At 63.8% G+C, this 22354-nt stretch carries 20 protein-coding genes and 2 pseudogenes; 7 read left to right on the forward strand and 15 right to left on the reverse strand.

Annotation, left to right across the window (positions count from 1 at the left end; translation table 11 throughout):
- Positions 1-36 precede the first annotated feature (36 nt).
- Both RDV64_RS17430 and RDV64_RS23880 read left to right on the forward strand, forming a co-directional pair.
- Entirely contained in the window at positions 37-1581 is a 1545-nt protein-coding gene (locus RDV64_RS17430) for a hypothetical protein (protein ID WP_309196232.1), read from the forward strand.
- A gap of 495 nt (positions 1582-2076) precedes the next feature.
- Positions 2077-2460 (forward strand): hypothetical protein, encoded by a 384-nt coding sequence (locus RDV64_RS23880; RefSeq protein ID WP_375143761.1) that lies wholly within the window; start codon positions 2077-2079, stop codon positions 2458-2460.
- A 187-nt stretch (positions 2461-2647) separates the two neighbouring features.
- On the opposite strand, the gene RDV64_RS17435 is transcribed toward RDV64_RS23880, so the two are convergent.
- The 7 genes and pseudogenes from RDV64_RS17435 to RDV64_RS17465 all read right to left on the reverse strand — a co-directional run bounded on the left by RDV64_RS17435 (position 2648) and on the right by RDV64_RS17465 (position 8096).
- Complete coding sequence (locus RDV64_RS17435) at positions 2648-3055, reverse strand: hypothetical protein (protein ID WP_309196233.1); 408 nt, start codon at positions 3053-3055, stop codon at positions 2648-2650.
- The gene (locus tag RDV64_RS17440) at positions 3052-4374 is read right to left on the reverse strand and encodes a recombinase family protein (RefSeq protein ID WP_309196234.1); all 1323 of its coding nucleotides are present in this window, start codon (positions 4372-4374) and stop codon (positions 3052-3054) included. The genes RDV64_RS17435 and RDV64_RS17440 overlap by 4 nt, the downstream gene beginning before the upstream one ends.
- Positions 4371-4823: a DUF2924 domain-containing protein gene (locus RDV64_RS17445; RefSeq protein ID WP_309196235.1), complete on the reverse strand. Its 453-nt coding sequence runs from the start codon at positions 4821-4823 to the stop codon at positions 4371-4373. Before RDV64_RS17445 ends, RDV64_RS17440 begins: the two co-directional genes overlap by 4 nt.
- A gap of 213 nt (positions 4824-5036) precedes the next feature.
- Positions 5037-6821 carry a hypothetical protein gene (locus RDV64_RS17450; RefSeq protein ID WP_309196236.1) on the reverse strand — a complete coding sequence of 595 codons (1785 nt, stop codon included), beginning with the start codon at positions 6819-6821 and terminating at the stop codon, positions 5037-5039.
- Positions 6822-6954: 133 nt separating this feature from the next.
- Positions 6955-7494: a toprim domain-containing protein gene (locus RDV64_RS17455; RefSeq protein WP_309196237.1), complete on the reverse strand. Its 540-nt coding sequence runs from the start codon at positions 7492-7494 to the stop codon at positions 6955-6957.
- A gap of 229 nt (positions 7495-7723) precedes the next feature.
- Positions 7724-7834: pseudogene (locus RDV64_RS17460) on the reverse strand (virulence-associated protein E); the annotation flags it as partial.
- Positions 7824-8096, reverse strand: coding sequence for a hypothetical protein (locus RDV64_RS17465; protein ID WP_309196238.1), 273 nt, complete (start codon positions 8094-8096; stop codon positions 7824-7826). The gene RDV64_RS17465 and the pseudogene RDV64_RS17460, both read right to left, overlap by 11 nt.
- Before the next feature lie 1693 nt (positions 8097-9789).
- Between RDV64_RS17465 and RDV64_RS17470 the strand changes: the two genes are divergently transcribed.
- The 5 genes and pseudogenes from RDV64_RS17470 to RDV64_RS17490 all read left to right on the forward strand — a co-directional run bounded on the left by RDV64_RS17470 (position 9790) and on the right by RDV64_RS17490 (position 12738).
- Positions 9790-10230, forward strand: a complete 441-nt coding sequence (locus RDV64_RS17470) for a ParB/Srx family N-terminal domain-containing protein (protein ID WP_309196239.1) — start codon at positions 9790-9792, stop codon at positions 10228-10230.
- A gap of 101 nt (positions 10231-10331) precedes the next feature.
- Positions 10332-11072: a DNA methyltransferase gene (locus tag RDV64_RS17475; RefSeq protein WP_309196240.1), complete on the forward strand. Its 741-nt coding sequence runs from the start codon at positions 10332-10334 to the stop codon at positions 11070-11072.
- Positions 11072-11599, forward strand: a pseudogene (locus RDV64_RS17480) (phage terminase small subunit P27 family). Before RDV64_RS17475 ends, RDV64_RS17480 begins: the two are co-directional and overlap by 1 nt.
- 228 nt (positions 11600-11827) lie before the next feature.
- Positions 11828-12523: a recombinase family protein gene (locus tag RDV64_RS17485; protein ID WP_309196241.1), complete on the forward strand. Its 696-nt coding sequence runs from the start codon at positions 11828-11830 to the stop codon at positions 12521-12523.
- Positions 12520-12738 (forward strand): hypothetical protein, encoded by a 219-nt coding sequence (locus RDV64_RS17490; protein ID WP_309196242.1) that lies wholly within the window; start codon positions 12520-12522, stop codon positions 12736-12738. Before RDV64_RS17485 ends, RDV64_RS17490 begins: the two co-directional genes overlap by 4 nt.
- Positions 12739-12781: 43 nt before the next feature.
- On the opposite strand, the gene RDV64_RS17495 is transcribed toward RDV64_RS17490, so the two are convergent.
- The 8 genes from RDV64_RS17495 to RDV64_RS17530 form a co-directional block, all read right to left on the reverse strand.
- A complete protein-coding gene (locus RDV64_RS17495; protein ID WP_309196243.1) occupies positions 12782-13024 on the reverse strand; it encodes a hypothetical protein in 243 nt (80 codons plus the stop codon).
- 189 nt (positions 13025-13213) lie between these two features.
- Positions 13214-13963 carry a hypothetical protein gene (locus tag RDV64_RS17500; protein ID WP_309196244.1) on the reverse strand — a complete coding sequence of 250 codons (750 nt, stop codon included), beginning with the start codon at positions 13961-13963 and terminating at the stop codon, positions 13214-13216.
- Positions 13964-14126: 163 nt separating this feature from the next.
- Positions 14127-17324 (reverse strand): Ig-like domain-containing protein, encoded by a 3198-nt coding sequence (locus tag RDV64_RS17505; protein WP_309196245.1) that lies wholly within the window; start codon positions 17322-17324, stop codon positions 14127-14129.
- Between the two features lie 45 nt (positions 17325-17369).
- Complete coding sequence (locus tag RDV64_RS17510; RefSeq protein ID WP_309196246.1) at positions 17370-19253, reverse strand: Ig-like domain-containing protein; 1884 nt, start codon at positions 19251-19253, stop codon at positions 17370-17372.
- A 317-nt stretch (positions 19254-19570) separates the two neighbouring features.
- The gene (locus RDV64_RS17515; RefSeq protein ID WP_309196247.1) at positions 19571-20647 is read right to left on the reverse strand and encodes a helix-turn-helix domain-containing protein; all 1077 of its coding nucleotides are present in this window, start codon (positions 20645-20647) and stop codon (positions 19571-19573) included.
- 143 nt (positions 20648-20790) lie between these two features.
- Positions 20791-20967: a hypothetical protein gene (locus RDV64_RS17520; protein WP_309196248.1), complete on the reverse strand. Its 177-nt coding sequence runs from the start codon at positions 20965-20967 to the stop codon at positions 20791-20793.
- 63 nt (positions 20968-21030) lie between these two features.
- Positions 21031-21411 carry an ATP-binding cassette domain-containing protein gene (locus RDV64_RS17525; RefSeq protein ID WP_309196249.1) on the reverse strand — a complete coding sequence of 127 codons (381 nt, stop codon included), beginning with the start codon at positions 21409-21411 and terminating at the stop codon, positions 21031-21033.
- A 132-nt stretch (positions 21412-21543) separates the two neighbouring features.
- Positions 21544-22275: a hypothetical protein gene (locus RDV64_RS17530; protein ID WP_309196250.1), complete on the reverse strand. Its 732-nt coding sequence runs from the start codon at positions 22273-22275 to the stop codon at positions 21544-21546.
- Between the last annotated feature and the right edge of the window lie 79 nt (positions 22276-22354).

The following is a 22354-nucleotide window of genomic DNA, read 5'->3' on the forward strand; positions in this document are numbered from 1 at the left end:
GTTCGGAAGCAAGCCCTTCTCGAGCGGGCTGGCGTCATGGACCTGTCGGAAAAGCAATTGGACGCGTTCAATGCTTCGCTCGCCTCGACGAGCCCAACTTATTTACGCGTGCGGGCAAGCTTTGCGAAATCACATGAGGCGATGCAGCACTGGTACGCAGATCTAGACACTGACGTTCGCGAAAAGCGAGCGTTCGCGTTGGCCGATCTTGAACCTGACGCAATCGGCAAACTCATCCGGCACCTCCGCTTGGACGACGATTTTGAGCAGGCAGCGCAAACGTTGATCGATGAGCGCGGTCTAGTCGTGGCGGTGCGCAGGCTCGGCGGCATCCCCATCGCCCCACCAGCGCCGATCATTTCCGCCCTCGCGTCGCTCGAAGAGAATGGCATGGCGTGCTTCCTTGATGAAGTGGAAGGCGAGACTTCATCGCCTTGGACTCAGCTCTTTCTTGCCGATGCGCTGGCGAGCCGCGACCTGAGCGACCTCGTATCGGCCAGAGTGCGGGGCTGGGTCGATCGGGCCCTCTCGGAGGAGGCCAACCCAATATGGAACCTCTACATCGCCCTTGCGAAGTTCACAGCGTCCGCAGCCTATGCCGACCCCGAGTGGGCAACGCTATCCGCGCGAAAGCAGCTCGCCGCGTGTTGGTCGCACGCCAACGCACTCACCGAGATCCTTATCGCAGGCCATGTGATTATCGAGAAAGTGCTCGATATGATCGGTAGCAATCGGCTTGTTTCACCACGTATACTAGTCGAGCAACTCGATCAGTTCACCCAAGACACCGCCAATCCCAGGGAGATCGCTGTTGATCGCTTGAAAGCGCATGTAGCGGCGCCGGCGTTGATCCAGTTCCAGAAGCAGGCTTCCCATCAAGAATGGGCGGGGTCGAAGCTCCATCAGCTGGTTGTCGAAATCAACGATGACGGCGAGCGTCCCCGGATGGACATCATTCGCGGGTCATTGGCGCCAGACAACGCGATGCCCAGTAGGCTGAATGCCGAGCTGGGGGATGTGTTTGACGCGCTCCATCCCCACACCGGCGCGTTATTCCGCGACAAGGTAGAAGGATTGCTCACAGCGTTGCTGGCAGCCGAGCCGGGCAGCCGCGAAGCCGTCTCTGGCTGGCATTTGCTACGTGAAGCCAGCACCGATACGCCCTTGCCAAAGGATCTGGCTGACCTTGCGCGTGAACGTGCCAATGACTGGGATCTGTCACTTCCCGGCGAAGAGTTGGAAAGTGCGCGCTTCCACCTTCTCATCTTTACAGCGCTCGCGTCAGTAAACGGTTGGGTTCATCAGTCTGACAAGATCGATATCGCCGCGACAGCGCTTGGTCCGCGCGAGGGTGATGACGAGGCCCCGGTATTGTTCGAGATCGCGATCTGGCGGGCAAGGATGATCGGCGAAATTCCCGAGCGCCTGCAGTTCTTGGCGCGCGACCTCCTTCGGCTCGCGCGCCACGAGCCTCTTCGCGAGCAGGCAATTGTTGCTGCACGACACTTCGCTCGTAGCTTGTCGGGGCAGCAGGCCGAACATTTTGTAGACGCCCTTGGCGAACTCATCGCCACCTACTGACGGTCAGACGGTCGGCCGCGAACCTTCAAAATTTCCGAGTCCGCGGCAGGTCAATCGGACCTAACATTCAGGAATGGAGGCGGCTATTTGGGGGGGCATTCCTGCCCGGACGTTTAGAGGCATGCCAACGACGGGTCCCGGCGTGAACGGATATTAACTTGTCTGCTACCAAATGTCATGAATTCGTCGGAAACGGACGCGAACACTGCCACCGTCGAATCGCAGCTTCGCTCGATCCGGCGGCCAAGACCGGACGGTCGGCAATCGGCCCCATGCCGGACGTTCGGGCCTTCATTTGCCAAAGTCTGCTTTTGGCACGACTTAGTGGCGGGTCTGCCCTCGAACTGCCTAGGCTGGGCGACCATCGCTTGAGTGGCCTGCTCCGACGCGCATTTCCGTTCCAGAGCGAGGCCACGATGCGCCGCTTGAAAAATGTGCCGGCAGTGCTTCAGCCTCTCACTCCAGAAAGCCGCGCGCGAGGAGGACATGCGATCGATGGGAAAATACGGCATAGTCGCAGTGAACGCAGCAAGGTTACTCGCGGGGGAGGGCTCCTCTTCCCCGCGTTCCGCGTGGGAACAGGCTGCGAAGGCAGTATTTCCAAATAGCCCATCATCCCAGTGCAAGGGGTGCCCCCGGAACGCGTTTCTTGCGTTGTGCGAGATGGGTTTGCTCGCGCGGGTAGTAACGGGAAGTTACACTCGCTCCGAAAAAAATAAATCTTACGTTTGTCGCGCTTTAATGGCGCTGCGCTTGGACCATACGCTGGCGACGGACAAACAGGCTCTTTGGAAACGAGCTGTCCTTGGCGAGCCGAAAAAACACAATTCCCAGATGGACGTCCTGCTCGCGTTGTGGAGGAACAGGCTGATCGAGTGATGACCGATCGCTCCCGCAGCCGATCCGAACCTTACCCCGTAACCGAACAACGACGTTGGCTTCTTCGCAAGGCGAGCCGCCCGTCGTCCCGGAATGTCCGCTTTGAAATTGATGGAAAGCCGGGTCGAACGGCGGGAATTGGCACATTCTAGACATGATCGTTCAAACGGGCGGTGAGGTCGTACTCTCATGCGGTGCTGCTTGAGCGTTCCAGAAGGCGCGCCTGCTCATTCCAATCCGCGGAGAAGGGCTTTGACAAGCTCTGGAAGTCCAGTGTGACAGCCTGGGTTCCGTTCAGGGCATTCTCAACGAGTGTGGGCGAGAGCAGCGTCAGCCTGAGCACCCGGCTCACGTACGATGGATTGATCCGCTCCGCTGTTGCCAGCTCCCGCAGCGTCGCATACTCGCCGCCCTCAAGCATGCGCTGCCAGCGGTGGGCCCGCGCGATCGCCTTCACAAGTGCATTGTCGATTTCGCGCTCAGGCGACGGCTTCAACTCGATTCCATCTGGCGTGACCACACGCTTGCGGCCGCGCCAGCGCTGAAACGTGATCGGCACCTTCACCGTCATCGTCTTGTTGGAGGCGCTGCTCATGCCGCAAGCGCCTCCCGCGCAGCCATCTCTTGTGTGACGCCGGAGAAGCCGTCGATCCGCAGGCGAACTGCCACCCCATCCAGCTCGATCTGGACACGCTCCACCAGCAGCTGGACAAGCCGGGACTGCTCAGCGGGGAACAGCTCGTTCCACACCGAATCCAGAGCCTGCAGCGCGTCGCGGACTTCGGCTTCGGTCACGTCCGCGTCCTGCTCCCGAGCCTCGCGCCACGTTCCGACGATGATCTCGGGCTGGCGGAACAAGTTACGCAACTGGTCGATGACCGCGGCCTCGACCTCACCCGCGGAGACACGGCCCACAGGGCATGACCCGGCGCCATGCTTCAGCACGGTCTGGCTGACGTAATAACGGTAGAGCTTGCCGCCCTTGCGGGTGTGCGTCGGCGAGAATGCGGCGCCGTCGGGACCGAACAGCAGCCCCTTCAGGAGTGCGGGCGTGTCGGCGCGAGTGCGTGCCGCGCGCTTTCGCGGGCTTTCCTGCAGGATGGCGTGGACGCGCTCCCACATCTCGTGATCGATTATGGCGTCGTGCTCGCCGGGATAGCTGTCGCCCTTGTGGACCGCCTCGCCGATATAGGCGCGGTTGCTGAGCATCCGATAGAGGTATTTCTTGTCGATCCTGTTCCCGCGCGGGGTGCGGATGCCGCGAGTGCCGACCTCCCGCGCCAGTTCCGTGCAGGACCCGATCTCGAGGAAGCGGTCGAAGATCCAGCGGACATGCGCGGCGGCTTCTTCGTCGACCACCAGCTTCCGGTTTTCGACCCGGTAGCCGTAGGGCGGGACCCCGCCCATCCAGATGCCCTTTTTGCGGCTGGCGGCGACCTTGTCGCGGATGCGATCGGCGGTTACCTCGCGCTCGAACTGGGCAAAGCTGAGCAGGATGTTCAGGGTGAGCCGGCCCATGGACGTGGTGGTGCTGAATGACTGCGTGATTGAGACGAAGGTGACGCCGTGCCGTTCGAACACGTCGACGAGCTTGGCGAAGTCGGTGAGCGAGCGGCTGAGGCGGTCGATCTTGTAGACCACCACTACATCGACCAGCCCATCTTCGATGTCGTCCAGCAGCCGCTTCAACCCGGATCGTTCCAGCGTCCCACCCGAGATGCCACCATCGTCATACCGATCGCGTACCAGCACCCAGCCCTCGGACCGCTGGCTGGCGATGTAGTTCTCACACGCTTCGCGCTGGGCGTGGAGCGAGTTGAACTCCTGCTCCAGCCCTTCCTCGGAGGATTTCCGGGTGTAGACGGCGCACCGCAGCTTGCGGACCACCTTAGATTTTTCCGCCGGCTTCATCATGCGCCTGTCCTATGGTTCTTGAGGCCGAAGAAGACCCAGCCGTTCCAGCGTGTAGCGGTGATGGCGCGGGCGATGGCCGAGAGCGACTTGTAGGGCCGCCCTTGCCATTCAAACCCGTCAGCGGTGACTGTGACGATGTGCTCGACACCCTGCCATTCGCGCAGGAGCCGGGTGCCGGTGATGGGGCGGCCGCGATCGGCGCGAGCGCAGCGCATCTTGCAGTCGCCGCCATCGAGCTCTTCGCCCAGCCGTTCCAGGCGCTTCACTGTCTCGGGTTTCAGGCCGCCGTAGGTGAGCTTTTGGATGCGGTAGGCGAGACGGCTCTCCAGGTAGCGGCGGTTGAACGGCGGCGGTTCACTGTCGAAGAGATCGCGCCACTGCTTCTTCAGTTCGGGGGTCGGAGCCGTCTTCAGTGCAGCGAGACGGGCGGGGATGGTGTCGGCGGTCATGCGGTCTCCAATGGGTTGGCTGACGGACAACCGCTCTCATCGGGCGGGAGGTGAAGTCGAAATTCTCCATCTCCCGCAGTGACTTGGATATCGCGGCTGCGGAGCCGGAGAAGTCCGGCCGCAAGGATTGCGCAAAGTTCACAAAGCCGCTCTTCGGTGCTCAACAGTTTCGGGTCGAGTGTGTTTGGACCTGCGGTCGGGAGGAGCGGCCGGTTATCGATGTCCCCCCGCCGCTTGTTCGGATAAGGCAAGATTTGCGTCCGCATCGTCCGCCGTCGAGGCCAGCGGTGACGTTTTGCGGGCGGTCGATGTCGACTCAGCGTCCGCAGGAAGCCGTGTTGCGTCCGCGGATCCCGGCTGCCTCGCCGCTCGATCGCGTTCGAGATCCGCAGTCACGCTGCCCACCGCATCCTGCGCGGACGATGCGGACGATGCGGACGGTCGTTTCCCATCATCGTCGGAAGGCGCGTTGGCCTGCCGTGTGATGTGGATCAGACGGATGCGCTCATGCCCGGATATCGTGTAAGCGATCTGCAGTCCGGCATGCCTGAGGGCAGCTGCGCAGCGGCGGACCCGACCCGACAGGGCGCGCGGACTGTCTGGCCACAACTTCGACCGGGAACGCTCGCCGGCGACTCGTGTGAGGGTGGACAACAGCTCCATCGCGGTGCCGCTCCATTCGTTCTGGTCCGCCATCAGCACCCTCAAGGCGGATGCGGCGGGATCGGCCTCGATCACCTCGTCAACGATCCTGTCGCGATTGGCGCGGTACGCGTTCATGAAAGAGCCGGCGGGCCACAGCGTGCTCTCACAGGCGGTCGCCCAGAGCGTGAAGTCCGCCATCCGCGGCAAGCTGCCGATCCTGGTTTCGGAAAGTTCGCGCAGGCCGGTCGAGAGGGCGTCGAGCAGAGCGCCGAGGAGGCGCGGCCGCGCATCATGAAACCGCGCCTGGAGTGCAGTCTCGGGCACGCGATTGTACTCGGGGATCGGCTCAAGAGTGAGGAAGATCGCCCGATCGGCGAGATCGTCGCGTGAGACCACATCCTCGATCCCGTTGAGGATTACGGGGCGCACCGCGGTGAAGAGGGCCTCATCCTGATCGGTATGGAGCTGGCGGGTTGCGTAGCCGCCGCCGGTCGCGAGGCGGCACAGAGTGTCGGACAGCCAGACCGGAATCGCCGAGACGTTGTCGAATGCCTGGACGTGAGCGTTGCCGGCGGCGATGAAGAGATCGCGATCGTCGCGCGGCAGGGCGCGAAGCGGAGCCGTGTTGGGATCGACGATGTTGCGCAGGATCGTCACGAAGGTGGATTTCGCCGACCCCTGCTCGCCTGAGACAACCAACAGGGGATAGGGGCAACGATCGCGTAGCGCGGCAAGAAGCCAGGACACGACGAGGATGAAGTCGTCGTCCGAGCCGACGTTGAGGAACTCCCGGAGCTCGGCGATCAAGCCGCCCGAGGCGGGCGGCGGCAGAGGACGCATATCCCGCGTCCGGATGAAGCGCACAGGGGGACACTCGACGATGCGCCAGCCGGTCGCATCGATCTCCACGGCGCGCCAGCCATCGTCGACGAGGTCGAGGAAGAGGTGCCCCGCGTGGCTGGCGAGGCGAAGGTGAACCGGCCGCTCCGGTCCGTCGAAGGGGGCCTGGGCCTCCAGCACGTTCAGCGCTGCCTGGAAGGCGACGGCGCCGGGCGCGCTTCCGGTCTCCTGATAGTAGCGCCGTGCCAGCCAGTGACGGAAGGGCTGGCTGCGAACTCGGTAGGTCTCGCGATGGTTGTCGATCTGGAGGTCGGCGCAGGCGCCGCCATCGGGCGAGTGGAAGAGTTCGACAGCGCTCGCGATGTCGATGAGGATGTCGGCCTGTGCGGAGCTGCTGCCACCTTCGCCGCGCTCGGACTCGATCAGCTTGTCGAGCGCGGCAACGCGGACGCCAGCCTTCTTCAGTCGGGCGCGGAGGTCTTCGAACTCGGGGCGGTTCGAAGCCTTTAGCAACGTTAGCTCGGCGAGAACGCGGCGCCGGGATCGTGCGTCACTGCGGCAACGAGCTCGTTGAGGGGATCGGCCACAGCCTCCGCGCCCTCGACAGCTGCGATAATTGACAGATGGGGATTCCGAGACTGATCGATCACGCAGAAACCTCCGTGGTGGCGGCGCCGCGGATGAGGAGGTCGTTGAAGTCCACGCCAGCGGGAGGGCGAGCGATGCGAACACTGCGACCTTCGGCGCGCCAGCGACGGGCTGCAGCCGTCGCAGCCGACTCGCCGGGCGGATCGCCGTCGGCCAGAACGATCACGTCGCAGATGGTGCGGGGCAGGTCGAGAAGGCGCAGGCCAGAGGTCGACAGTGCGGCCCATGCGGGCCGGCCGGTCGCCTGCATGACGGCGAGGCAGGTCTCGATGCCTTCGCCGACCATCACGCTGTCGGTGGCATTGGCGAGGCGGAAAGCGCCGCCGCCGCTGGGGCCAAGCATCATCTTGTTGGGGCTGACGAGTGCTTTGCCACTACCGTCCGCTTTCAGGAAGGTGCGATGGATCGCGGTCTCTTCACCGTCGCCGCCACGGGTGATCAGCGCGACCATGCACGGCAACAGCGGCCTGCCCGGATGCTTGAGGCCGGGGTGGAAGCGCAGTGAGGCGGAGATCGGGAACGTGATCCCGCGGGACACGCAGGTAACGTTCGACGGGCGTCCCGGCAGGGAAGCGTGAGGCCTCCCAGATGGAGAGGGCGTAGGCGGTATTGGACGCGCGATCGTGGTCGCAAATCCCGGGGGAAATGCTCGCCGTTGGGGTCGAGGTGCTGCCGGCATCCCAGCAGCCGAGATCACGAAGCTCGGCAATGACCGAGGCCTGGCTACAGCCTGCGAAGCAATGGACCAGGGGCTTGCCGCTGCGCGAGATGTTGATCGCTAGGCTCGGGGTACGATCGGCATGTACAGGGCAGGACGCCATCCAACCCGCACCGATCCGGACCACGTTCAAGGCCTTTGCGATGTCCTCAGCGCTCATTCCACATCTCCTCGGGCTTCACCGTGGAGTGCTGAGGCAAACGGATGCGCTGGCGCGCCCAGGCATCAAGGTCGTGGAGTGTGTAGAGCGGCGTCCGGCCGGCTTTGCTATAGGCCGGACCGCCGCCGACGACAGCGAGCTTCGCGAGCCAGCGGGTCGAGCAGGGAAAATTGTACGTCGTGCGGACGTAGCGCGCAGCTTCGTCTCGCCGCAGATAGGCAGGGATGGGTGTTTCCGGTGACGGCTGGATGGTTTCGGTCACAGATTTCTCCGAAGTGAATCCGGCGGCTGATGCCGGCGTCCTGCGGAAACCTTGTGCGCTTCGTTGGCACTAAAAAGCGCGCACTAAACTGGCAGCGTTCGATAATTTGGTGCGGCTCGTCCTTGGTTCGTCGCTTGGCGGCGTTGTAGTTGTGAAACGCGGACCTGATGGCATTTTCGATCGGCTTTATCTTGAGAGGTTTGATGCCGGCATTAGCCGACGGAAACCACTCGTGGAGCGCTTTGGCCTCTAGACCGATCGTCGGACACACCTCACCGCGCGCGGCGCGTTGCTCGAATTCCAGCAGGTAGACGTCCCTTGATCCTGGCCGTCCCGGCGCCCCGGTCCTCCGCGGGTTGGCGTAGACAACCTGCTTGACCTTTGCGTATGGGAAGACATCGCTCAGATCAGGGCCTCTCACGCTTATGCGTCGCCAACGAGCCCCATTCCAGTTGCGCAAGGAGTCGTCGAAGCCGGACTGCCAAAGCAAGTCATCAACATAGGAGTGGCAGACGAGGGCCAAAGCCTCGGTCTGAACGAGCGCGTCATCCGGCGCGTCGAAGGGGTGCCGTATGCGGCAGCTAGCGAAGACGTACCCGGGGATCGGGCCTGGCAGGCCATCACTGGTGCCGACCGCCTCGATGTGGCCATCGACTACCTCTTGAACGAGCCTGCGATAGCCAGCGCGTAGAGTTTCGTCGGTCACATCGATCGTGCCGCCTTCGCTCGCCACCCAATGTGCCGCTGCCGACAGCGGGATGTAGCCTGTATTCGGGGTGACAAGTAGGGGGGGCGCGATCCGTCCGGTGGGGCGTCGGCAGCCAAAGGTCCCTGACGGCGCCGGCATGAAGTCTAACGTCCTCCAAGGCCGAGCCATGGGGAAACTGCTTCATGCATCGATAAATATCCCGGCCTTTCTCTTCGACGGCTTCCAAATCTGGCCAAAGCGCCTCCGAGACTTGTTTCCGTTCTCTCGTCTCCCGATCAATGCCGCTGGCTTTTAAGCTTCCTCGCGTCAGCATTACCCAAAGTTCCGCGCGGGCTTCTGCGAACGACTTCAGATTGGTGCTGGGGTGTGCGGCATCTGCCATCACTTCGTCCCCATCGTACGTCGAGCGGGAGCCTCGCAACTGATGGAGGTTCCAGCTGCTCGAGGAAGTAGCCTTCCCGAATTTCGCCATCGGGTCCGAGGCGATGGCGTCCAAACACCCAGATCCAACATTCTTCGCGGTAATATCTCCAGTACTCGCGGACCCTCTCTGCGGAGCGCCACAGGATCCATGCGAGCGCCATGCATGGAGTCCAGCGGTCGAGCCGCATGGGATCAAATGCATCCGGCACCGTCACTGGCGCAAGCGGACCGATGCAAAGCTCCCGCGCCTTCGCCTCGCCATCGTCCGGGGTTAGCCGTCCGTTCTCCACTTTGCTGATGAGCTGATTGCGTTGAGCGAATGCTTTTGCATCGCGTCTGGGTCGGGGGAGATCCGTATTCATGAGGTGGCTCCTCTTGCATCCGTCGCAACGCGAAGGCGGTTCAACCGAAGTATACCGCAAAATGTCGTTGAGGCGTTGTTGAAAGCTTCGCCGTTGCGCAGCCCAACACAATTGGATGTGGTATAAAGGGCGAACGCAAAAGGTCCGGGGTCGCCGATTTCAGGCAGCGGAATTCCTTACGGGGGCGCAGAGCGGAATCATGACTGGAACAGGGCCAGCAGCAACGGTGAAGCCAAGAACGTCACTACCAACGCTTGCTGTGGAGGACCGTCCCATCGAGAGCCTCATCCCCTACATCCGCAACGCCCGCACCCACTCGCCGGCGCAGGTATCGCTGATCGCGGGTTCGATCCGGGAATTCGGCTTCAATAACCCCATCCTGATCGACCGTAATAACGGCGTCATTGCGGGCCATGGGTGCCTTCTCGCCGCGCAGCAACTGAAGCTGTCCTCGGTTCCCTCGATAGAACTCTCCCATCTCACGGACACGCAGAAGCGGGCCTACGTGCTGGCCGACAACAAGCTCGCCGAGCGCGCCGGCTGGGATGCCGAACTTCTCGCCCTCGAAGCGGGGAGCTGTCCGACCTTGGCATCGACCTCGAAGACCTCGGGTTCGAGAGCCTCGAACTCGATAAGCTGATGTCGAACTCGGCGGCCGACGACCGCGAAGAGGAGACGCCAGGGCCGCCGGCCATTCCTGTCTCGCGGAGTGGTGACTTCTGGCAGCTCGGGAAGCATCGCGTGCTCTGCGGTGATGCCACCTCCAAAGCTGATGTTGCGCGGCTTCTGGACGGCATGATGCCGACGCTGATGGTGACCGTTCCGCCGTACGGCGTGAACTACGAGCCGGCCTGGCGGAACGAAGCCTGTGGGACGAAGAACAGGCGCACCGGCACGGTGAAGAACGATGACAGAGCGGACTGGACGGAGGCGTGGACGCTGTTCCCCGGCGACGTTGCCTACGTCTGGCACGCCGCGCTTCACGCCGGGACGGTGGCCGACAATCTCCAGGCGGCAGGCTTCGACATCCGCTCCCGGGTGATCTGGAGCAAGGACCGGATGGTCTTCTCCCGCGGGCACTACCACTGGCAGCACGAGCCCTGCTGTTATGCCGTGCGTCGTGGCGGCAAGGGTCACTGGTCCGGCGACCGCACCCAGACCACGCTGTGGCAGATCCCGAACCGCGACCAGGATGCCGACGCCGTCCACGGCACCCAGAAGCCCGTGGAATGCATGCGCCGGCCGATGCTCAACAACACCTCGCCCGGCCAGGCAGTCTACGACCCTTTCCTCGGATCGGGCACGAGCATTATCGCGGCCGAGACTGCAGGGCGGAGCTGCTTCGGCCTCGAACTCGATCCGGCCTACGTGGACGTCATCGTGATCCGATGGGCCGCGTTCACCGGCCAGAGCCCTGTGCTGGTGGAGACCGGCGAGACATTCGACGTCATGCGCAGCCGGCGTAATGCGCAGGTGTCCTGATGCGCGGCCGCAAGCCAAAGCCGACGGCGTTGAAGGTAGCGAACGGCAATCCGGGCCGCCGTGCGCTCAATCCGAACGAGCCGAAGCCGCCTGCGAGCAAGCCTACCTGTCCGTCGCATCTCTCGTCCGCTGCAAAGACCGAATGGCGGCGCATTGCCGGAACGCTCCACGACATGGGCGTGGTCACGATTGTCGACCGGGCCGCGCTCGCGGCGTACTGCCAGGCTTAAGGCCGCTGGGTCGAGGCAGGGAAGCGGCTCGCGGAGACGCCGACCCTTCTCAAGACGCCATCCGCCTACGTCAAGCAGTCGCCATGGCTGAGCTTCGCCAACAAGCAGATGGAGCTGATGAACCGGTACATGGTGGAGCTCGGGATCACCCCTGCCTCCCGCAGCCGCATCTCGGTCGAGAACGCCGCGGCAGATGAACCGCTGAAGGTCACCATCGTCCGCTTCGTCGTCGACCCTAAGAACAGCGATGGGCCGGTGATCGATCATCGGCCGGGCGGGTATGATCATGGCGGATAGCGCTCGCCTTTCCTCCGGCTGAAGGAACGTGCTTCGAGCGGGCCGCTGGATCCTTATGCCCCCTATGCCATTGGCGACCGCTGAAGATCTCGGTGCGGGAGAAGAGTCCGTCCGCGAAGTAAAGTCCTTTATCTGCAGCCCGCCGTCGAATGACGGTTCAGCGTCCGCGGTGGTTCGAGTACACAACTGCGCAACCAACGTTTGGCAGTTCTGTACACCCGGGTTTTCATGCGCTTCGTTGCCTACCACCGCGTCTCGACTGCACGGCAAGGCAGGAGTGGTCTCGGGCTGGAAACGCAGAAAGTTGCCATTGATGGGCTCGCCGCCGAGAGGGGCAGCGATGTGATCGCGGCCTTCACGGAGATCGAAAGCGGCAAGGTGAGCGATCGGCCGGAGCTGGCCAAGGCTCTTCACCTTGCGAAGGTCACAGGTTCCACGCTCGCCATCGCACGGCTCGACCGTCTCTCCCGCAACGCGGCCTTCCTGCTCACCCTGCGCGACAGCGGCGTGCGTTTCATTGCGGCCGACATGCCCCAGGCCAACGACCTCACGGTGGGCATCATGGCGCTGGTGGCCGAGCAGGAGCGTGAAGCCATCGCCCGCCGCACCCGTGAGGCACTGGCGGCCGCCAAGGCGCGCGGGACCAAGCTAGGGAACCCGAATGGCGCCGCCGCGCTACAGCGGGCAGGGCGGGGCAATGCCGCGATTCTGAAGGCGATCAGTGCGAACGCAGATGCCTACGCCGCATCGCTTCAGCCATTCGTGGTGGATTTTCGCCGCTCGGGTCGAACCAGTCTGCGCGCCATCGCAGAAAAGCTGAACGAACGCAGCACCGTCACACGACGGGGAGGGCGGTGGCACGTTTCCAACGTTCGAAACCTCCTCAGGAGAATGGCGCAAGAACATCTGGAGGCCAATCGATGAAGCAGACAAAGTTGATGTCGTTTGTTGAAGCGCTCGTGATTGTCGCGGTCGGCTTTGCGGCCGCCGTCTTGACGCAAATCGTAGTGTTTCCGCTTTTCGGAATGCATCCGGCGATCGGCGACAGTCTGGCCATCGGCGCGATCTTCACAGGAGTGTCGATCGCTAGATCCTATGCGCTGCGACGGTTTTTCGAGCGCGTCGGCCTCCGTGGCTAGCGCGCACCGCACTCCAGCCTCTTCGGTGCTTCTACGGGCGTGCCTAGCCTCCACGCAACGAATTCCAACCGACGATGCCGCTGACGCGGTCGTTGCCGCTGGTGTCGCTCACCACGTGGCGCGTGTCCGCCATGCTGGCGTCGAGGAGGTCGCCGAACGCGCTCAAGGTGGTGTGGATGGTGGTCGGCCTGAGGCCACAGAGCGTCAGATTTTCGCCGTAGAGACCGAGGTCGGCGACGAGGTCGCCACCCACCGCGCTCGCGAAGTGGACGGAAACGGGGACCATCGCGATCGGGCTCAGTCGCCAGGTCGGCTACGCACTCCGGGCGGCGTCGCGCAGCCAGTCCGCCGCTCGGAGAAGAGGCCACGTGAGCATTAGGCCGGGGGTGCCTTGTACGCCGACGCTCCCGGTAGCTGTTCGTGCCCAGGTGTCATGCGATAAAGGGCTCGTACCCCACCGCGAAGTCGTCGGCTGTTACGGTAGTATCGCTGCCGGCGGCGAAATCGTAGACGAAGCCGCCGATCTTCGCCTCTTCTCCGGGGCGATGTCGCCGTGCGCGCTCACGCCGTTCCAGGGCGTGACCGCGAGCCCGTTCGGTGTCCATTCAAAGCCCCAGGCGTCGTCGTGGCGGATGACGTCGCTGTCGTCAGTGAGGTCGAACACGAGGTCGTCGACATCCGTGATCAGCGCGCCGGTGTCGTTCGTCAGGTCAATTTCGACCACACCGCCGGTATCCCAGCTGCTCAGGGTTTCGACGCGGATCGTCGCGCCGTCGAGCGATGCGGGCGCCGCAGGGTCAAAGCCTGCATCGTCTTCCAGGTCGAGATCTTCGAAGGTGAAACCGAATGCGCCCGCCTCATATCCCGCGCCCTCGACTTGGACGCCGATGCGCACCGTGTCGCCGGGCGTGAGCTCCACCTGATAGTCCTGGCCGACGCTGCACGCGGTCAGCGACTGGCCGCTCGCATCGACGTCCAGTGCAGCTGGATGACCGCTGATCCAGGCGTTGACGAGCGTGCCATGCGCCAGCGCACCGGTGATGATGAAGGCCGACACGTGGCCACCCGGCACGTCGTCCGGCACCGTCACCTCAAACTCGGCGACATAGCCGCCGCCCCAGGCAGGGTTCAGCCAGTCGTTGACCTGCATTGTTTGCGCGTCGACCGACACTTCGCCTTCGTCGACGACTTCGATGGTGACCGTTTCGGCGGCAGATGTGTTCATCGCCGCGTCCGTCGCCGACACAGCGAGGGCGAACGCGTTCGGCGTGGCCTCGTCGTCGTTGGCGGCCGAGGCGGCTCCGGTGGCCGTGAGCGTGACCTCGCCGGTCGCTGTGTCGATGGCGAAGTAGCCGTGTTCATTCGCGGTCGCGGCCGCCGAACTCCGATCAGGCGAGGTCGGCGTCCCATGTGTATGAGCGCGTGATGACGTTGTGGTCGGCGTCGTAGTCGAAAGTCGCGGTCGTCCAGTGTCGCGTATCGGGGACGTCGGTCATGGTGCGGCTGACGAGAGCGTCGTCGACGATGGTGTCGTCCCTCACGGTGCCGTCGTCGAAGACCCAGGAGCGACCGACGAGATCGCCGTCGGCGTCAAATTCGGAGGAGCGCTCGAAGAGGAAGCCGTCGTCACTGCCGGTCGCCGTGACTTTGGTCACCACGCCATCCGTGTATTCGTAGGCCCTGCCGCTTTCGGTCCCGTCGTCGTCGACCTGCTTCCTTTCGATGCGCCGGCCGCTGTCGTCAAACGTCAACTCGCGGATCGCCCACGGCACCGCGCCCGCGTCGCCCGGCCCGTCGACGATGGTCATCTTCGAGAGCACGCCGTCAGTATATTCGAACGTCGTCGTCCGCTCGGTGCCGTCATCGTTGACCACGCGGCGCGACGACAGCCGGCCGGCATCGTCGAAGCCGCATTCGATCGTCGACCACGCTGCGGTGCTGTCGGCCCCGCTCGCATCGACGCGGGTCATGTCCGTTCGCACACCGTCCTCGTACTGGACCAGGACCGAGCTGCCGGCGTCATTGATCTTGAACCGCCGCGCGAGATCGCCATCCTCGTAGGATGTTTCGACGGTGTCCCAGACACGGACGTCATCGATGTCGGTGCGCAGAACCTCGTTGCGGACGCCGTCGACGTACGCCACCTCGGTGCGGATCCCGCCCGACAGGCGCTCCTTTGCGATGAACTCGCCAGTGTCGTCGAAGATGGTTATCAACGTGCGGGCCTCGGAGGACTTCACGGTGGCCCATCCGTTTGCGAACAAGATCTCCTCGATGCCCGTCAGCCAGTCGGTGCCCTCGTGTCTGGGATCGGCGGTGTTGCCGTCGCTCACCCACACGCCGCTGTGGTCGGCCGCGATCTCGACCTTGAAGTCGGCGAGGTTGCCATCGTAGGCCGCGGTGTCGTGACCGTCATCGCCGTTCAGCGTGTCGTCGGCACTGACGCCCCAGAGCGTATCGTCGCCCTCCGTGCCGTTCAGCGTCTCGGACAGGTCGGTGCCGACGATCCCCGAATAGGGCGTGCCATCGATCGTGATCGTCACCGTCGCGGTATCGCTCGCGCCGTGCTCGTCCTCCACGGTGTAGGTGAAGGTGTCGGTCGCGCGCTCGCCGATCGCGAGGTCGTCGAACGCGCCGTTCGGGTCGTATGCGAACGTCCCGTCGCCGTTGTCGGTGACGAGGCCGATGGTGGCGCTGGTGTCGAAACCGGCGAGGCTGAGCGTCGCGCCCTCGTCGACGTCGGTGTCGTTCGCCAGCACGTTGCCGGTGGTGAACGGCGTTTGCTCGTCCGTGCCGAAGTGGTCGTCGACGCCGACCGGGTCGTCGTTGACGCCGACGATGACGAAATTCACGGTCCCGCTGGCGGACGATCCGGCCGAGTCGGTCACGGTATAATCGAAGCTGTCATAGCCCGCTTGCCCGAGTGCGACCGAGGCCCATCCATCGCCCGGCGTATAGGTGAACTTGCCATTGCCGTTGTCGGTGGCGGTGCCCTCAGTGCCTTCGGTGTCGAGGACGAAGCCATGGGTGTCGTTCGTGTCAGGGTCGCTGAACGAGTAGTTCCACGTGCGGGTCCCGCTGTCGGCATTGATGACGATGGTTTGCCCGATGGGGACCACGTCGTCGTTCGCGCCGGTGACGGTCACCGTCACAGTCGCGGTCTGCTCGCGGCCATAGTCGTCGATCGCGGTGTAGGTGAAGCTGTCCTCGGTCGTCTCGCCGTCCGAGAGGGCGTCGAGGGTGCCGTCGGCGACATAACCGAACGTGCCGTCGCCGTTGTTCGTCACCGTGCCCTGGGTGGCGGTGAGGTCGACGGCGGCGATCGAGAGGCCCTGACCGGTGTCGTTGGCGAACACGGAGGAAATGACGATGGGCACGTCCTCGGTGGCGGCGGCCGTGTCGTCGGTAAGGAGGGGATCGTCCCAGCCCGTAATGGTGATGAAGACCTTCGTCGCGCTGGTCGCGCCGTTCTCGTCCTTCGCGCCGTACCAGAACTGGTCGGTCGCGGTCTCGCCCGCGGCAAGGTGGTCGAACGCGCCGTTCGGATCGTAGTCGAAGGTGCCGTCGCCGTTGTTGGTCACCTCGCCCTTGGTGTCGTGGTCGGGGATCTCGAGCGGGCCGGATGCGGTCAGCATCGCGGCGGTGTCGACGTCGACATCGTTGGCGAGGACGTCGCCGGTGGTGAAGGCGGTGCCCGCGTCTGTGGTGAAGGTGTCAGACGTGCCGATCGGGCTGTCGTTCGCGCCATCGATGGAGATGGTGACGGTTGCGGTATCCTCGCCCCCTTGGCCGTCGTTGACGGTGTAGGTGAACGTGTCCGTCGCCAGTTCGCCTCTCGCCAGCGACTGGAACGCGTCGCCAGGGTCGTAGTCGAACGTTCCGTCGCCGTTGTCGGTGACGGTCCCCAGCGTGCCGGTCGTATCGTATGAGCCGATGGTAAGGGCATCCCCGTCGGCGTCGGTATCGTTTCCGAGCACCGACACGGTGACCGTTCCGTCTTCGCCAACATTGGCCGTGTCGTCGCCTGCCGCGGGGGCGTTGTTGGCGAGCACCGTCACCGTCACCTGGCCGACGCTTTGGTGGCTGGTCTCCAGGGTGGGGCCGCCGGTGCCCACGCCGTGGGCCCCGCCAGTGGAAGCGGTGCCCTCGTTCCCGTCAACGATCCGATAGTAGAACGTGAAAGTTCCCGAATATTCGGGATGGGGCGTGATCTCCATCAGGTTGTTTTCAATCACGGCGTCGCCCACCGCCACGGGGAAGCCGATCAGGCCGCCGCTCGGCGTGAACGTCGTATCGGTCTCTTGGATGGCGACGACGGTCAGCTCGTCGTTCTCGTCGTCTTCATCATTGGCGAGAACGTCGAGAGTGATCGCCCCTCCGGCCCGCAGCGTGACGCTGTCAGCTTTGGCGATCGGCGCCTCGTTGTAGACCAACGTCACGACGCCTGGGGTGTCGGAGTCGCCGATGTGATAGCTGAACTCCGTCGGATACTCGTCAACGCCGTTGGCGATGTCCCACTCATCAAGCGGCGACCAGTCGTACTCGAACGGGTCGAGCAGCAGCGTCCCGTCAGCCCGCAGCGTCACGTCGCCGATGCCGGAGACGTAGACGGTGTCCCCGGACTCGACCGCCTAGCCGTTGATCTTGCTCACGGTGAGGTCGATCTCGAGGTCGGTCTCGTTGTCGTTCGCAAGCACGTCGATGATGGTGCCGTCGGAGTACGTGTCGCTCTGGCGCGCCTGGACGGTGTCATCGACCGGCACGGCGTTGCGCGAGACGGTCAGCGTGGCGAAATCGGCGACGAACCCATCGTCCACGGCGTAGGTGTAGGTGGCGCTGCCGACGAAATCGTCGGAAGCGGTGAAGGTGTAGCTGCCGTCGGCATCGAGGACGAGCGTGCCGTTGTCGTCGGTGATCGTGCCAGTGCCATCCACCAGCGTGTCGGCGTCGACGAGGGTGGCGGCGAGGGCGTCGTCGACGTCGCTCTCCTGATCCGTGTCGTTGGTCAGGACGTCACCCGTGACCGACGACGTCGTCAGGGTCATGACCTTGGTGTCGTCGGTCCCGACCGGAGCGTAGTTCGTGATCAGCGGCAGAATGTTCGCGACCTTGCCCTCGACGATCTTGTCGCCGTTGTAGGAAAGCACGAACCACGCATCACCGTCGTTGTTCTCCCGGGCGCTGAAGTCCGGCTCGGATGCGACGATAATGATCCGGTCGATGCCATCGAAGGTGATGGTATGATCCGGGCCCGAGGATGGATCGTAGGCAGCCGGGTCGAAGTCCGGATTCCGACGGGCGAGGATCATGTCCCCGCCGGGCGATGTCTCGGTGTAGGCCCAGACGCTCTCATCCCCGGCCTGCTCCAGGATCAACCGGTCGGTCTTTCCCGCATTTCCGTGGAGGGTCGCATGACTGCCCGCCTCGAACGAATAGTATTCATCCATGAAGAGGAAAATATCGCTGCGGGCGCCGCCATAGGCCGTGTCAGAGCCGCCGCCGAGGTAGATCAGATCCTGGTCGTCCTGTCCGTCGGCAAAATCATCTCCCGCTCCGAGGTAGATCCGATCGCTGAAATCTCCGCCTTTGATCGAGTCGTCGCCGTCGCCACCGAAGATCGTGTCGTGGCCGGCGCCCCCGTCGATCTCGTCGTCGCCCGAGCCGCCGTCGATGGAATCGCGGCCGCCTTCGCCCCAGACGGTGTCGTTGCCACCATTGCCGATCAGCGTGTCGCCGCCTTCGTCGCCTTCGACCTTGTCGTCGTCGTTCCCGGCGTCGATGTAATCGTTGCCGTCGCCGCCGGAAATGCTGTCTTTACCTTCATTTCCCTCGATAACGTCGCGGCCGCTTCCGCCGCTGATGGTGTCGTCGCCGCGGTTGCCGAAGATTGTATCCTCGCCGTCGCCGCCAGAAATGCTGTCTTTACCATTGTAGTAGTTGTGGCTGTTCGCGTCGCCGACGATGTAGTCGTCTCCCGCCTCACCGAAGATGGTGTCGTTGCCATCGCCGCCGATGAGGGTGTCGCCGCCTTCGTCGCCTTCCAGCAAGTCCTGGTCGAGACCGCCGTCGAGGGAATCGTTGCCGTCGCCGCCGTAGAGTTTGTCGCTGCCGGCGCGGCCGTTGAGCGTGTCGGCGGCGCCCTGCCCGTAAAGAGTGTCGTGACCCACGCCGCCATCCAGCGTGTCGTTGCCCTCGCCGCCCTCCAGCCGGTCGTTGTCGTCACCACCCTCAAGCGAATCGTCGTCGCCCTGGCCCAGCAGCGTGTCGTCGCCGGCACCGCCGATCAGCGTGTCGGTGCTCTTGCCGCCCTTGAGAAAGTCCTTGCCTTCTTCGCCGTCGAGGTAGTCGCTGCCGTTTTCGCCGTCGAGCGTGTCGTTGCCCGTGCCGCCGTAGATGGTGTCCTTGCCGCCGCCACCCTCGATATCGTCGTCACCGCCCCCGGCATCGATCCAATGGTCGGCGCCGCCGTAGGATTTGTTGTTTCCGCCGTCATTCAGATACTTGGGATCGGCCACTGAAACGCCTTTCTACGATTGGATACTGACGCGTGCGGACCGGGAAATGCCCTGCGGTCGCAAGGCCGCTAAAACCAATTGAGCCACATGAGGCAAAGGGCCCCCGCTTAGGACGGAGGCGAGGATCCATCTACCGAATAGCCAATGTGAAGCCTGGGATCATGGTCCCAGCGTCTCAATTCCGCGGCGCTCATCGCCAAAGTTCATCCAGGCGAGTAATCATTGCGAGAACGCGCACAATTCATGCCAAAAATCTGTGGGTGATCTGCTACAGTCGCGTTCTGCCGATCAAATCTTCTGAACGGGATACAGAAATTCTACTCGGATAGCTCGTTTTCCGCGCGCTTGCTGGTGATGGACGGGTGGCTGAGCCAGTCGCCAAGATTGGTTGCGACCCTAGAGTCAACCGAAGGCGCGGGCAGCGGCTGGTCAAGCCGTTCGCCGACGACTTCGACGGGCGTCACCCCGAACGATGAACGGAACGCCCGCCGGAAGTTGGCCGCATCATGGAAGCCCCAGCGCTCGGCCACATCGCGGACCACGCCGCGCTCCTTGTTCGAGCGGGTCAGCTCCTGGAAGCACCGGGTCAGGCGCCGCTGTCGGATGTAGCGTTCGATCCCTCCCGAATCGGCGAACATGCGATAAAGGCTCGCCCGCGAGATGGCGAAGCGTGCGCATAAGGCATCGACCGAGAATGCCCCCGTGGACAGCTCTTCGTCGACCGAGGACTGGATCGCGTGTCGGCGGGCGCGGATAACGGCTGCGCTGACGGCGCGTGGTCTTCCCTCGAGGATCAGCGCTCGGACGAGCTCGGCAACGTCCATGGCCATCTGCGGACCTTCCTGCACCGTGGCGAACGGAAGGCGCGAAGCAAGAGCCGTGAGTGCAGTACCCATGATGCGCCCGGCGGGTGTTTCCGGGCTCAACAGATAGTTTGCGCGATGGATCGCTGGATCGTATCCAATCATCTCGTGAGGCATAAACAGCGCGTTGTACCTGAAGTCGGCGTAGATGTTGTGAAAGCCCACGTCCCGGCTTTCCAACGAGATCTGTCCCGGCGTCAGCGAGTGCCGCGCGCCGCCGAACGTGCCGACGCTGGAGCCGGACACCGCGAAGCGCAGAAACAGACACCCGCTCTGGATGGCGTCGCGCCGCGGGTCGTAGCGCAGCCGGACGCCGCTGAGCCGGCTCCACCCGGCCGTCATTCCGGCGAGCTGCCAGGCGTGGCCGTGGGCAGCAAAGTCCCGCGAGCCGCCGATGAAGTCCGTTCCGTAAAATGCGCCATAAAAGTCGCGAAAGGCGTCCCGCTGATCTTCGATCGGCAACGTCGCATCGTTGATTGGAATGCCGGGCAGCGGCACACAATCGGTACGCGGTCCGGCGGTTTCGATCACGTTGGCTCCTCCATACCGAGCGGGCTGATGCGCGCCGCTGAGCGACCGCCGCCGACCGGCATCAGCGTAGGCACGCCCGCCTCGCACTCGGCAAATGCGCGCGGATAGCGAGGCGCAAACGGGCACCCGGGCAGCGGCGGGAACTAGCTTTGCACAGACTCACCGAGCGGCAATAGGCGGTTCCGCTGCCGCGGATCGAGCGGAGGGACCGCCAGAAGCAGCGCTCGCGGGTAGGGATGCGCCGGGCGGGCGACGACGTGCGCAACCGGCACGCTCTGCACGATGCGGCCGAGGCACATGACGATGACGTCGTCTGCCATGCTCTCCACCGTCGCCAGGCTACGCGAAATTCGGAGGTAGCCGAGGCCACGGCTCTCCTGAAGCTAACGCAGCGGATTGACAGTCTTTGCCAGGAAGGAGACGTCGAGTGCCGCCGTCGGCTCGCCGAGGAGGGGAGTGTCCGGCTCGCACCTCAGCGCCATCGCGATCATCACGCACTGGCGCTGTCCGCCGGAGAACTCAAGAAGTACCCGCACAAGCTCGGGACGGCTGACCGCAGCAAGTCTGGCCGCCGCCATCGCCCGCGCAGCAGAGCGGCTGGCATCGCGCTGTCGGCGGATGATATCGGAAAGCTGACCTCCCACCGTGGAGAACGGGCCGAGCGACCTGGTGGCGTCCTGAAAGATCATCGCGCATCGCCGCCCGCGAACCTCGCGCAGCGGCTCCGGTATGGCACCGACGATGTCGATGCCGCCTATCGCCACGCGGCCGGACACCCGCGCGCCAGCCGGCGCGCGGGCCGTGGAACCGTGGCCGAGCCCTCACCTAAAGGCGCGGAGTGAAGCGCGTTGTGGGTGTACGGCTCGCCGGGCTGGGTTCGGTCACGACGCGTCGCTTCAACCTGCGATCAGCAAAGCGGCGTAGCCGGCGGCGGCGAGGGCGAATGGCCAGAACCGGCTCTGCCTTTCTTCCGGCAGCTCTTCTTTCAAGACGTTCAGCACCACGCCGCCGGCAAGGAACGCGAACAGCAATCCTGTCGCCAGTTCCGGGATCTTCACGACCAGCGCCAAAACCCATCCGACGCAGACTGCAGCCACGAGGATCCAGCGTCCGGGTGTATCGTAACGTTCCTTGTGGTGCTGACGCAGCCCGAAATCAACGGTCACAAAGTGCATCGCCATTGCGAAGAAGTAAATCATCAGGGACCAGAGGCCCGTTTCTTCCCGATGAACCAGCAGGTAGCCGATCAGAAAATTGTAGACGGCGAATGAGCCGAGGTGAACTCGGAACAGCCCAGCCGCGACTACGTCCTGTGCGCCGCCGTGCAGTGACTTGCCTCGGGATGTCTTGGCCAATCGCTCCAGACCGTAGAAGCTCGCGAGCCCGACGAGAGCGACCAGGAAGACCCAGCTCTCCGCCACCTCAGGGGCTACTCCCAGTCCTTGCGCAAAGGTGCTCTGGTGCGCGCTGAGTTCGGGAAGGACGTGCAGGAAAACGTAGGCCACGGCAATTCCGCCAGCTGCAGATAGCCATCGACTGCGGGGCGCCACGTCGAGGAAGCGCAGGCGGCCAATCAACAGGTGGATCAGACAGAAGCCGATCGTGAGGAGCGCGGTTAGGTAGATCATCGCAATATAACCGACCTGCCGGAGCTGCGTTCCCGCCCTGCAAGAGGGGATTGCAGCTGGCCCGGCTAATGAACGGGTG

The sequence above is a fragment of the Acuticoccus sp. MNP-M23 genome (assembly GCF_031195445.1).
In the GTDB taxonomy this organism is placed as follows: domain Bacteria; phylum Pseudomonadota; class Alphaproteobacteria; order Rhizobiales; family Amorphaceae; genus Acuticoccus.